This window comes from Streptomyces sp. NBC_00287 (assembly GCF_036173105.1).
Lineage (GTDB): Bacteria > Actinomycetota > Actinomycetes > Streptomycetales > Streptomycetaceae > Streptomyces.
This window is the reverse complement of record NZ_CP108053.1, coordinates 3,611,501-3,623,789: the sequence shown is the minus strand read 5'-3', so window position 1 is coordinate 3,623,789 and position 12,289 is coordinate 3,611,501. Positions and strand designations below refer to the sequence as shown.

The window sequence follows — 12,289 nt, the reverse complement described above, 5'->3', positions numbered from 1 at the left end:
CGCTCCGTCGGGTGCGCTCCTTGCCGGCCCTCGCGCTGGCCCTGTTGTTCGTGGCGGGGTGCGGCGGACAGGACACGCAGGAGAGCGCGGCCGCCGGGGACGGCCGGGCCGCCGACCCCGCGAACCCGGCCACCTGGGTGCTCCCGCTCCAGGCTTATCTGCCGGACGCGGAGCAGGAGGACCTGCTCTTCGACGCCATCGAGCAGGCCAAGTCCGCGTGCATGAAGGAGTTCGGCTTCGACTACCGACCCGCCGAACCGCTCCCGGACATCGGCCCGTCCACGCTCACCGACCTCCGGTACGGCATCCACGACCGGGATGTCGCCGCGACGTACGGCTACAAGCCCGCCGGTGACATGCGCGCCTACCAGGAGGAGACGCGGCGGCTCATGGAGGCGTCCGCACTCGGCCCCGAGGAGGAGGCCGCGATGACCGGGCAGCGGGAGGGTTCGGCCGTCGGCGCGAAGCTTCCCGAGGGCGGCTGCGGCGGGGAGGCGTACCGCCGGATCTACGGCTCCACGGATCCCCTGTCCACCCTCGCCATGGACCTGAGCAACCAGGCCTACACGAAGGCGCAGCAGGCCGAGCCGGTGCGCGAGGTCTTCCGCTCCTGGTCGGCCTGCATGGCCGACAGCGGTTACACCTACGACGAGCCCATGGACGCCCCGAACGACCCCGCCTTCGGTGCGCCGACGGCCACTCCCGAAGAGGTGGCCACGGCGCTGGCCGACCTGACGTGCCGGGACGAGCACAAGGTGGCCGAGGTCTGGTTCGAGGAGGAGTCCCGGCTTCAGGAGCAACTGGCCGAGAAGCACGTCCAGGAGCTCCAGCAGGCGGGCCAGGTGCTGGAGAAGGCACTGAAGGCCGCGGCCCGCACAACCGGATCCGGTTCCTGAGGAGTTGGCGGGATGAACGACAACAGGGACACCGAAGAGCTGTCCGCGGGCCCGGAGCCCGGGCGCGCCGGGCCGGTCCGGCGTCGGCGCTGGCTCGCCGGGATGGCGGCCGCCTCGGTGCTGCTCACCGGCGCGGGCGTCGGCGCAGCTCAGCTGATCCGCTCGCCGGCCCAGGCCGCTGCGGAGACCGCGCCGCCTGAGGCCGACGTCCTCACCGCTCCGGTGGAACACCGGGTGCTGAAGGACACGGTCGTCCTGCGGGGCACGGTACGGGCCGGGCAGACGGTCGAGGTGGCGCCGCAGAGCGCCGGCGGGGACGGATCCGGCGCCCCGGTGGTCACCCGGGTGCCGGTCAAGGCCGGTCAGCGTGTCAAGGCCGGCCGGGTGGTGCTGGAGGTCTCGGGCCGGCCGGTGTTCGTGCTGCCCGGGGAGATCCCCGTCTACCGCGACCTCAGGCCGGGCGCCGAGGGCCGGGACGTGGCGCAACTGCAGTCCGCCCTGCGCGGTCTCGGCCACGACACAGGAGCGGACGCGAAGGACGTCTTCGGCCCGGGCACGAAGTCGGCACTGGCCGGCTACTACGCCTCGATCGGCTACGAGCCCCGGCAGGCCGAGACCGACGGCGGAGACCGGCTCGACGCCGCACAGGACGCGGTGCGGGCGGCCGAGCGGGCCATCCAGGACGCCGACGGCGGCCAGGACGGTGTCACCGAGGAGCAGGCCGAGCAGGACCTCGCCGACGCGCGCGCCGAACTCGCCGAGGTGGAGGCGGTGTCGGGGCCGATGCTGCCCATGGACGAGGTGGTCTTCGTCCGGGGATTCCCGGCCTTCGTCGACTCGGTCACTGGCGCGGTGGGCTCGCGGGTGTCGGGCTCCGTGCTCCGGCTGTCGGCCGGTGAGCTGGTCGTCCACGGATATCTTCAGGAACACCAGCGGCAGTTGGTCAACGCCGGGCAGCAGGTGCAGATCCTGTCGGAGCTCAGCGGCGAGCAGACCGAGGCCGTGGTGGCCTCCGTGGCCGACACCCCCGAGTCGGGGAAGGCCGCGGAGAGCGAGGACACCACGGTCGGCGATGCGCCGCCGCCGGGCTCCTACCGGCTGGTGGTCAAGCCGGACAAGGCGCTCAAGGCGGGCTCGGCCGGGCAGGGCGTGCGGTTGACCATCGAGTCGGCCTCGACCGAGGGCCGCGCCCTGGTGGTGCCGATCACGGCGGTGTCGGCCGGAGCGGACAGCAGGACGTCCGTCACGGTCCTCGAAGACAACGGCACCCGCAGACGGGTCGAGGTCCGGGCGGGCACCCAGGGCGACGGCTTCGTCGCCGTGGTGCCGGTCGGCGGACAGGCCGCGCTGCGGTCAGGAGAGCACGTGATCGTCGGGATACGCGGCTCCGGCGGCCTGCGATGAGGTGGCTCACGCGCCCCGGGCGGCCGGTGCCGGAACCCGCCGACGGCGACACGGTGCTGGAGCTGCACGGTGTCGGCCGGACCTACCCCGGTCCGCCGCCGGTGACGGCCCTGCGGCCCGCGAGTCTGTCGGTGCGACAGGGCGACTTCGTCACCGTGTCCGGCCCCTCCGGCTCCGGCAAGTCGACCTTCCTCAACATCGCCGGGCTCCTGGACACCCCCACCGAGGGCCGGTACGTCCTCGGCGGCGTCGATGTCAGCCGGCTCACCGACGCCGAGCGCACCGCCGTACGCGGCCGGCGGATCGGCTTCGTCTTCCAGTCCTTCCACCTCATGCCCCACCGCACCGCGCTGGAGAACGTCGAACTGGGCATGGTGTACGCCGGTGTCCCGCGCCGGGAGCGGACCGAGCGGGCCCGTCAGGCGCTGTGCGGCGTCGGCCTCGGCCACCGGCTCGACGCCCTGCCCAGCAGGCTGTCCGGGGGCGAGCGGCAGCGTGTCGCCATCGCGCGGGCCCTCGCGGTCCGGCCGACGCTGCTGCTGTGCGACGAGCCGACCGGAAACCTCGACAGCGCGACGGCCGACGCCGTACTCGGGCTGCTGGACGAACTGAACGACCGGGGGATGACCCTAGTGGTGATCACTCACGATGCGGCGGTCGCCGCCCGTGGCTCGCGCCGCGTGACGATCCGGGACGGCGTGCTGAGCGAGCCCGTGCCCACCAACGTCCGGTGAGGGGCGCGATGACCGGGCCCGGGATCTCCCCGTCCGTGCTGCGGCTGCGCGACCTGTGTGCCGAGGCGGCGGCGGGCATTCTGCAACGGCCCGCGCGCTCCCTGCTGACCGCCTTCGGCACCGTGCTGGGCGTCGGGAGCTTTGTGGCCGTGCTCGGGCTGACCGCCACGGCGTCGTCGCAGATCGACAACCGGTTCACCGAACTGAGCGCCACCGAGGTGACGGTCGAGGACAACGCCCGGCAGCAGAACGAGTTCGTGGACATCGCGTTCCCCAAGGACGCGGACGCCCGGATCGGAAGGCTGAACGGCGTCGAGCACGCAGGCGTGTACTACACCGTCCGGCTGCCGGCCGACGCCACGGTGAGCGCCTCGCCGCCGGCGGACGCCCTCGGCTCCAGCGCGCGCACCAAGGTGGTGGCGGCCTCGCCAGGAGCCCTCGCGGCGGCGGTGCCGAGTCTCGAACAGGGGCGTGTCTACGACGCCTTCGCCGAGCGGACAGCCGCGCCGGTGGCCGTGATCGGGGAGGGCGTGGCACGCCGGCTCGGCATCACCACGCTGGAGAACGCGCCCGCGCTCTTCATCGGCGGGGAGGCCTTCTCCGTGGTGGGCATCGTCGGTGACGTGGAACGCAAGGCCGACCTGCTGCTCTCGGTGGTCGTGCCGAGGGGGACGGCGGAACGCGTCTGGGGGGCGGAGAACGTCTCGGAGCCCAGGATGCTGATCTCCACGCGGACCGGGGCCGCCCAGCAGGTCGCGGAGGAGGCCGCCCTGGCCCTGCGGCCCGACCATCCGGAGTACTTCCGCGCGATCGCACCGCCGGACCCCGAGCGGTTGCGGTCGTCGGTCGGCTCCGACCTCGATCAGCTGTTCTTGCTGCTCGCATCGGTCTGCCTGGTGATCGGCGCGGTCGGGATCGCCAACACCACACTGGTGGCCGTGCTCGAACGCACCGGGGAGATCGGCCTGCGCAGGGCCCTGGGGGCGCGCGGGCGGCATATCGCCGGCCAGTTCCTCGCCGAGTCGGGGGCGCTCGGGGCGCTGGGCGGCTTGCTGGGCACCGCCGTCGGCACGGTCACCGTGGTCGCCGTGGCCGTGGTCCGGGAGTGGACGCCCGTGGTGCATCCGGCGACGGTGGCGGCGGCCCCGTTGGTCGGTCTGGTCACCGGTCTGCTGGCCGGTCTCTATCCGGCGGTCCGGGCGTCACGCGTGCAGCCCGTGGAGGCGCTGCGGCGCTGACGCGTTCAGTCCTGCTGGAATTTGGCGTATTCACGCCACCCCGGCTGTTCGGGGTTGGGGGTGCTTTGTGTGTTTGTTAAATCAAGCGACTGGAAGGCGGGACGCTTAGGGTGAGCTAAGAGGTAGTTGTGGTTCCGTTCTGTGGGGGGATTGTTACCTTGAGTGCTTCTCCGACACTTGACCAGCTCGGCCAGCTCGACCAGCTGGACCTGGTGATCGTGCGGATGCTCTATCAGGGGCTCGGTGACGCGGCCATCGGCCGAAGACTCGGCATCGGGCACCGCACGGTCCAGCGGCGGGTGCACCGGCTGATGGAACGCTGGAACGTCCCGGGGCGGGTGGCGCTGGGGGCCCGGGCACAGGAACTCGGCCTGCTCGGACCGGCGAAGAGCCCGCAGACAACGATGGCGCGCGTCAGCTGAGCCGTTATCCCGGCAGCCCCAACTCCCGTGCGATCAGCATCCGCTGGACCTCGCTGGTGCCCTCGCCGATCTCCAGGATCTTGGAGTCGCGCCACATACGGGCCACCGGGTACTCGTTCATAAAGCCGTAGCCGCCGTGGATCTGGGTGGCGTCGCGGGCGTTGTCCACCGCGATCGTGGAGGAGTAGAGCTTGGCCAGGGCCGCCTCCTTCTTGAACGGCTCGCCCGCCACCAGCCGGCTCGCCGCGTCGCGCCAGGACAGCCGGGCGGTGTGCGCCCGCATCTCCATGTCCGCGAGCTTGAACTGGATGGCCTGGTTGGCGCCGATCGGGCGGCCGAAGGCGTGGCGCTCCTTGGCGTAGCGGACCGACTCGTCCACACAGCCCTGCGCCAGGCCGGTGGCCAGCGCCGCGATCGCGATACGGCCCTCGTCGAGGATGCGCAGGAACTGGGCGTAGCCGCGGCCCTCGGTGCCGAGGAGGTTGGCCTTCGGGACGCGGACGTCGGCGAAGGACAGCTCCCGGGTGTCGGAGGCGTTCCAGCCGACCTTCGAGTACGCCGGGGCCACCGTGAAGCCCGGGGTGCCGGACGGGACGATGATCGAGGAGATCAGCGGGCTGCCGTCGGGCCTGCGGTCGGTGACCGCCGTGACGGTGACCAGACCGGTGATGTCCGTACCGGAGTTGGTGATGAAGCACTTGGTGCCGTTGATCACCCACTCGTCCGTCGCGGGGTCGAGCCGGGCCGTCGTGCGGGTCGCGCCCGCGTCGGAGCCGCCGTCCGGCTCGGTCAGACCGAAGGCGCCGAGGATCTCGCCCGAGCACAGCCGGGGGAGCCACTCCCGCTTCTGTTCCTCGGTGCCGAACAGATGGATCGGCATCGTGCCCAGCGAGACGCCCGCCTCCAGGGTGATGGCCACCGAGGAGTCCACCCGGGCCAGTTCCTCCAGGGCGATGCCCAGCGCCAGATAATCGCCGCCCATACCGCCGTACTCCTCGGGGAACGGCAGCCCGAACAGGCCCATGCGGGCCATCTCGCGCACGATCTCGTACGGGAACTCATGACGCTCGTAGAGGTCACCGATCTTGGGCGCCACGACGTCGTGTGCGAACTCCTCCACGGTGCGGCGCAGTTCTTCGAGCTCGGGGGAGAGCTTGTGGTCCATGGGGGGTCACTCCTTGTGGGAGAGGGCTCGTACGGTGCGGGACGGGCTGGGGCGGCCCAGTCGGCCGGCCATCCACTCGCTTGTGGCGACGAGACGGCCGAGATCGATGCCGGTGTCGATGCCGAGTCCGTGCAGCATCCACACGAGGTCTTCGGTGGCGAGGTTTCCGGTGGCGGACTTCGCGTACGGGCAGCCGCCGAGGCCGCCCGCCGAGGCGTCGACGGTGGTGACGCCGTGCTGAAGGGCGGCGTAAGTGTTGGCGAGGGCCTGGCCGTAGGTGTCGTGGAAGTGGACGGCGAGCCGGTCGACCGGTGTGCCGTGCTCGGTGAGTTCGGTCAGGAGCGCCCGGACATGACCCGGTGTGGCCACGCCGATCGTGTCGCCCAGGCTCAGTTCGTCGCAGCCCATGCCGAGCAGGGCGTGGCAGACCTTGACGACCTGCGGGACGGGGACCGGGCCCTCCCACGGGTCGCCGAAGCACATGGAGAGATAGCCGCGCACCTGCACGCCCTCGGCCTTCGCCCGCGCGACGACCGGCTCGAACATCGCCAGCGCCTCGTCGACCGTGCGGTTGAGGTTGGCCTTCGCGAACGACTCGGTGGCGCTGGCGAAGACGGCGACGCGACGGGCTCCGAGGGCCAGGGCACGGTCAAGGCCGCGCTCGTTGGGGACGAGGACGGGGAGGTCCACCGGGAGGTGGCTCACGCGGGGGAACAGTTCTTCCGCGTCGGCGAGTTGGGGCACCCACTTCGGGTGGACGAAGCTGGTGGCCTCGATGGTGGTGAGGCCCGCGTCGACCAGACGCCGGATGAACTCCGCCTTCACATCTGTGGGTACGGTCGCCTTCTCGTTCTGCAATCCGTCCCGGGCGCCGACCTCGTGGATGCGGACGCGGGAGGGGAGACCGGGTTCGGGAACTGTCATGGGCAGGGTCACTGGGCCACCTCCTCGTGCGGTGCGAGCACGGCCAGCACCTGGTCCATGGCGACCGTGGTGCCGGGCGAGACATCGAGTTCGGTGACCGTGCCGGCGTGCGGGGCGGAGATGACGTGCTCCATCTTCATCGCCTCGACCACCAGCAGGCTCTGACCGGCGCTCACCTCGTCCCCGACGGCGACCTTCACCACCGTCACGGTGCCGGGCATGGGCGCGGTGAGCGAGTCGGCGCCGGAGTGGGCGGCGCGGGTGAGGGACGCGGCGACCGGGTCGTGGTCGCGGACGTGCCAGGCGTCGCCGTCGCGGCCGATCCAGTCGGCGGCACGGTGGAAGGTGTGCCGGACGCCGTCGAGAGTGACGGACACGCGGTCGTCGGTGACGGTGTGGGCGCCTCGCGGGACGTACTCGACAGGGTCGCCGATGACCCGCAAGGGGAAGGCGAGGGGCCGGGGCGTACCGCCGAGCCGCCAGCCGCTCGGCACCGAGAAGGGATCCGTCCAGCCCTCGCCCGCGGGCCGCAGTGCCTCCAGTCGTACGGCCGCTGCCGCCTCGTACACCTCGTGCGGCACCTCCGCCGACACCAGCCCGTCGACCTCCCGCTCGACCAGACCGGTGTCCAACTCCCCGGCCACCACCGCCGGATGGGCCAGCAGCCGCCGCAGGAACCCCGCGTTCGTCTGCACGCCGAGCGTCACCGTCTCCGCGAGCGCCGCGCGGAGCTTGCGCAGGGCCGTCGCGCGGTCGGGGCCGTAGGCGATGACCTTGGAGAGCATCGGGTCGTACAGGCTGCCGACCTCGGTGCCCTCGCTCAGCCCCGAGTCCGTGCGCACACCGTCACCGGAAGGCTCGCGCAGGCGCAGCACGGTGCCGCCCGACGGGAGGAACCCGCGCGCGGGGTCCTCGGCGCAGATGCGGGCCTCCACCGCGTGGCCGGTCAGCCGGATCTCCTCCTGGGCGAAGGCGAGCTTCTCCCCGGCCGCGACCCGCAGCTGCCACTCCACCAGGTCTATGCCGGTGATCAGCTCGGTGACCGGGTGTTCCACCTGGAGGCGGGTGTTCATCTCCATGAAGTAGTACGCGGAGGGGTCGCCGCCCGGGACGATGAACTCCACGGTGCCCGCGCCCCGGTAGCCGCAGGAGCGGGCCGCCTGGACCGCCGCCTCGCCCATCGCGGCGCGCGTGTCCTCGTCCAGCAGGACCGAGGGCGCCTCCTCGATGATCTTCTGGTGGCGCCGCTGGAGGGAGCACTCGCGCTCGCCGAGGTGGACGACATTGCCGTGGCCGTCCGCCAGCACCTGGATCTCGATGTGCCGGGGGCGGTCGATCCACCGCTCGACCAGGAGCGTGTCGTCGCCGAAGGAGGCCGCGGCCTCGCGCCGGGCCGCCGCGATCTCCTCCTCCAGCGCGGACAGGTCCCGCACCAGACGCATGCCCTTGCCGCCGCCGCCCGCGCTCGGCTTCAGCAGCACCGGCGCGCCCAGCTCATGGGCCGCGTCGGCCAGTTCGGGGTCACGGCCGCCGGGGACGACGGGGACTCCGGCCGCCTGCACGGTCTCCTTGGCGCGGATCTTGTCGCCCATCAGGGAGATCGCCTCGGCCGGCGGCCCGATGAACACCAGGCCCGCCTCGGCGCACGCGCGCGCGAAGTCGGCGTTCTCGGCGAGGAAGCCGTACCCGGGGTGGACGGCCTGGGCGCCGGTGCGGGCGGCGGCCTCGAGGATCCGCTCCGCCGAGAGATAGCTCTCGACCGCCGGCGCCGGTCCGATCCGTACCGCCGTGTCGGCCTCCCTGACGTGCCGCGCGTCGGCGTCGGCGTCGGAGAAGACGGCGACCGAGCGGACACCCAGCGCGCGCAGGGTACGGATGACCCGGACGGCGATCTCGCCCCGGTTGGCCACGAGGACTGTGTCGAACATGGTCATGAGTCCCTCACATCCGGAAGACGCCGAACTGGGGGTCACCCAGGGGCGCGTTGGCGCAGGCCGTCAGTGCCAGGCCCAGCACCTGCCGGGTCTCCAGCGGATCGATCACACCGTCGTCCCAGAGGCGGGCCGTCGCGTAGTAGGCATTCCCCTGGCGCTCGTACTGCGCACGGATCGGTGCCTTGAACGCCTCTTCGTCCTCCTGCGGCCAGGACTCCCCGCGCGCCTCCAGCTGGTCGCGCTTGACGGTGGCGAGGACCGAGGAGGCCTGCTCGCCGCCCATGACGGAGATCTTGGCGCCCGGCCACATCCACAGGAAGCGGGGCGAGTAGGCCCGGCCGCACATGGAGTAGTTCCCGGCGCCGTAGGAACCGCCGACCACGACCGTCAGCTTCGGCACGCGCGTGGTGGCCACCGCCGTCACCATCTTGGCGCCGTGCTTGGCGATACCGCCCGCCTCGTAGTCCCTGCCGACCATGAACCCGGAGATGTTCTGCAGGAACACCAGCGGGATCCCGCGCTGGTCGCACAGCTCGATGAAGTGGGCGCCCTTCTGGGCGGACTCGGAGAACAGGATGCCGTTGTTGGCGACGATGCCGACCGGGTGGCCGTGGATCCGGGCGAAGCCGGTGACCAGGGTCTGCCCGAACTCGGACTTGAACTCCGAGAAACGGGAGCCGTCGACCACGCGCGCGATGATCTCCCGTACGTCATAGGGCGTGCGGGGGTCGGCGGGCACCGCGCCGTACAGGCCGTAGGGGTCCACCTTGGGCTCGGCGGCGGGCTGTACCTGCCAGGGGAGCGCCCCGCGCGCGGGGAGGGTGGCGACGATGTTCCGGACGATCCGCAGGGCGTGCGCGTCGTCCTCCGCCAGATGGTCGGTCACGCCCGACACCCGCGAGTGGACCTCGCCGCCGCCCAGCTCCTCGGCGGTGACGACCTCGCCGGTGGCGGCCTTCACCAGCGGGGGCCCGCCGAGGAAGATCGTGCCCTGATTGCGGACGATGACGGCCTCGTCGCTCATCGCGGGGACATACGCGCCGCCCGCCGTGCAGGAGCCGAGGACGGCCGCGATCTGCGGGATCCCCGCGCCGGACATCCGGGCCTGGTTGAAGAAGATCCGCCCGAAGTGGTCGCGGTCCGGGAAGACCTCGTCCTGCATGGGCAGGAAGGCACCGCCGGAGTCGACGAGGTAGAGGCACGGCAGCCGGTTCTCCAGCGCCACCTCCTGCGCCCGCAGGTGCTTCTTCACCGTCATCGGGTAGTACGTCCCACCCTTGACGGTGGCGTCATTGGCGACGATCACGCACTCGCGCCCGCTGACCCGGCCGATCCCGGCGATCACGCCGGCCGCCGGGGCCTGTCCGTCGTACATGTCGTCGGCCGCGAGGGGCGCCAGCTCCAGGAAGGGCGAGCCGGGGTCGAGCAGGGTGTCCACCCGGTCCCGGGGCAGCAGCTTGCCGCGCGCGGTGTGCCGGGCGCGCGCCTTCTCCCCACCGCCCAGACGGGCGGCGGCGAGCTTGGTGCGCAGCTCCTCCACCAGCGCGAGCTGCGCCTCCTCGTTGGCCTTCCAGGCCTCCGACGCGGGATCTGCCGCGCTGGTCAGCTCGGGTGCCTCGTGCATCCTGCGGTCCCCTCACCTTGTTAATGAGCGTTAACGCATTTCCTTCAGGTTAACGACCGCTAACCTCCCTGTCTAGAATTGCTTCCATGGCCACCAGAACCGACGCACCCACCCGTCGTGAGCAGATCCTCAAGGAGGCCGCGCGGCTGTTCGCCGAGCGCGGCTTCCACGGAGTGGGGGTCGATGAGATAGGCGCAGCCGTCGGCATCAGCGGCCCCGGCCTCTACCGGCACTTCGCGGGCAAGGACGCGATGCTGGCGGAGCTGTTGGTCGGCATCAGCGGCCAACTGCTCACCGGGGCCAAGCGGCGCCTCGCGGAGGCCGACGGCGGAGGTCCCGACGAGATCCTGGACTCCCTCATCGAGGGTCATATCGACTTCGCGCTCGACGACCGCCCTCTGATCACCCTGCACGACCGCGAGCTGGACCGCCTGCGCGACAGCGACCGCAAGCTGGTCCGCCAGCTCCAGCGCCAGTACGTCGAGCTGTGGGTGGACGTGGTCCGCAAGGTCTACCCGGCGCTCACCGAACCCACCGCCCGCTCGGCCGTCCACTCGGTCTTCGGCCTGCTGAACTCCACCCCGCACCTGGGCCGCCCGGGCTCGCTGCCGGGCCGCGGGGCGACCTCGGAGCTGTTGCACCGGATGGCCAGGGGGGCCTTCGCGGCGGCGGGGGAGTAGCGCGGGCGTGACGAGCGTTACGGGGCTGATCCTCTGGACGGCGCTTGATACTCGCCGGTACGGTTGAGTGAGCAAGCGCTTAGACATAGGTGGAGGTGGCGGCGTGCGCCGTACTGTGTTCAACGAGGACCACGAGGCGTTCCGGGAGACCATCCGCGCCTTCATCGAGGCCGAGGTCGTACCGGTGTACGACGAGTGGTTCGCGGCCGGCCAGGCGCCCCGCGACTTCTACTACAAGCTCGCCGAGCTCGGCGTCTTCGGCATCCGCGTCGACGAGGAGTTCGGCGGCGCCGGCATCGAGTCGTACAAGTTCGAGGCCGTCATGTACGAGGAGACCGCGCGCGCGGGCGTCCAGTTCGGCGGCTCCGGTGTGCATGTGCTGCTCGGCCTGCCGTACATCAAGATGCTCGCCACCGACGAGCAGAAGAAGCGGTTCCTGCCGAAGTTCGTCTCCGGTGAGGAGATGTGGGCGCTGGCGATGACCGAGCCGGGCACCGGCTCCGACCTCGCGGGCATGAAGACCACCGCCAAGCTCAGCGAGGACGGCACGCACTACGTCCTCAACGGCTCCAAGACCTTCATCACCGGTGGCGTCCACGCCGACCGCGTGATCGTCTGCGCCCGCACCGACGCGCCCAGCGCCGAGGACCGCCGCCACGGCATCTCCCTGTTCGCCGTGGACACCAAGTCCGAGGGCTACTCCGTCGGCCGCAAGCTCGACAAGCTCGGCCTGAAGACCTCCGACACCGCCGAGCTGGCGTTCGTCGACGTCAAGGTCCCGGTCGAGGACCTGCTCGGCGAGGAGAACAAGGGCTTCTACTACCTCGGCCACAACCTCGCCTCCGAGCGCTGGGGCATCGCCTTCGGCGCCTACGCGCAGGCCAAGGCCGCCGTGCGGTTCGCCAAGGAGTACGTCCAGGACCGCACCGTCTTCGGCAAGTCCGTCGCCTCGTTCCAGAACACCAAGTTCGAGCTGGCCGCCTGCCAGGCCGAGGTCGACGCGGCCGAGGCGGTCGCCGACCGTGCGCTGGAGGCCCTGGACGCCGGTGAGCTGACCCCCGCCGAGGCCGCCTCCGCGAAGCTCTTCTGCACCGAGGTCGCACACCGCGTGATCGACCGCTGCCTCCAGCTGCACGGCGGCTACGGCTTCATGAACGAGTACCCGATCGCCCGCCTGTACGCGGACAACCGCGTGAACCGTATCTACGGCGGCACCAGCGAGATCATGAAGTCGATCATCGCCAAGGACATGGGCCTGTAAGGTTCCG

Annotated in this window: 11 protein-coding genes; 7 read left to right on the top strand and 4 right to left on the bottom strand. The window is 71.4% G+C overall.

Annotated elements, in window-relative coordinates; translation table 11 throughout:
* The first annotated feature begins 11 nt into the window (after positions 1-11).
* From OHT76_RS16395 to OHT76_RS16375, 5 genes are all read left to right on the top strand, one after another.
* The gene (locus OHT76_RS16395; RefSeq protein WP_328871574.1) at positions 12-896 is read left to right on the top strand and encodes a hypothetical protein; all 885 of its coding nucleotides are present in this window, start codon (positions 12-14) and stop codon (positions 894-896) included.
* A gap of 12 nt (positions 897-908) precedes the next feature.
* Positions 909-2,300, top strand: a complete 1,392-nt coding sequence (locus OHT76_RS16390; RefSeq protein ID WP_328871573.1) for a peptidoglycan-binding protein — start codon at positions 909-911, stop codon at positions 2,298-2,300.
* Positions 2,297-3,034 (top strand): ABC transporter ATP-binding protein, encoded by a 738-nt coding sequence (locus OHT76_RS16385; RefSeq protein WP_328871572.1) that lies wholly within the window; start codon positions 2,297-2,299, stop codon positions 3,032-3,034. Before OHT76_RS16390 ends, OHT76_RS16385 begins: the two co-directional genes overlap by 4 nt.
* 8 nt (positions 3,035-3,042) lie before the next feature.
* A complete protein-coding gene (locus OHT76_RS16380; RefSeq protein ID WP_328871571.1) occupies positions 3,043-4,272 on the top strand; it encodes an ABC transporter permease in 1,230 nt (409 codons plus the stop codon).
* Positions 4,273-4,430: 158 nt separating this feature from the next.
* A complete protein-coding gene (locus OHT76_RS16375) occupies positions 4,431-4,694 on the top strand; it encodes a helix-turn-helix domain-containing protein (protein WP_328871570.1) in 264 nt (87 codons plus the stop codon).
* A gap of 4 nt (positions 4,695-4,698) precedes the next feature.
* Here the strand turns inward: OHT76_RS16375 and OHT76_RS16370 are convergent, their stop codons facing one another.
* Genes OHT76_RS16370 through OHT76_RS16355 form a run of 4 tightly spaced genes read right to left on the bottom strand, consistent with a single transcriptional unit; the run spans position 4,699 to position 10,341 of the window.
* Positions 4,699-5,859, bottom strand: a complete 1,161-nt coding sequence (locus tag OHT76_RS16370) for an acyl-CoA dehydrogenase family protein (RefSeq protein WP_328871569.1) — start codon at positions 5,857-5,859, stop codon at positions 4,699-4,701.
* A gap of 6 nt (positions 5,860-5,865) precedes the next feature.
* Entirely contained in the window at positions 5,866-6,795 is a 930-nt protein-coding gene (locus OHT76_RS16365; protein WP_328871568.1) for a hydroxymethylglutaryl-CoA lyase, read from the bottom strand.
* Positions 6,792-8,711, bottom strand: coding sequence for an acetyl/propionyl/methylcrotonyl-CoA carboxylase subunit alpha (locus tag OHT76_RS16360; RefSeq protein ID WP_328871567.1), 1,920 nt, complete (start codon positions 8,709-8,711; stop codon positions 6,792-6,794). Before OHT76_RS16360 ends, OHT76_RS16365 begins: the two co-directional genes overlap by 4 nt.
* A 13-nt stretch (positions 8,712-8,724) precedes the next feature.
* Positions 8,725-10,341: a carboxyl transferase domain-containing protein gene (locus OHT76_RS16355; protein WP_328871566.1), complete on the bottom strand. Its 1,617-nt coding sequence runs from the start codon at positions 10,339-10,341 to the stop codon at positions 8,725-8,727.
* Positions 10,342-10,427: 86 nt separating this feature from the next.
* Here OHT76_RS16355 and OHT76_RS16350 point away from each other — a divergent pair, with 86 nt between their 5' ends.
* Both OHT76_RS16350 and OHT76_RS16345 read left to right on the top strand, forming a co-directional pair.
* Positions 10,428-11,021, top strand: a complete 594-nt coding sequence (locus OHT76_RS16350) for an SACE_7040 family transcriptional regulator (RefSeq protein WP_328871565.1) — start codon at positions 10,428-10,430, stop codon at positions 11,019-11,021.
* Between the two features lie 103 nt (positions 11,022-11,124).
* Positions 11,125-12,282 (top strand): acyl-CoA dehydrogenase family protein, encoded by a 1,158-nt coding sequence (locus OHT76_RS16345; RefSeq protein ID WP_328871564.1) that lies wholly within the window; start codon positions 11,125-11,127, stop codon positions 12,280-12,282.
* Positions 12,283-12,289: the final 7 nt, after the last annotated feature.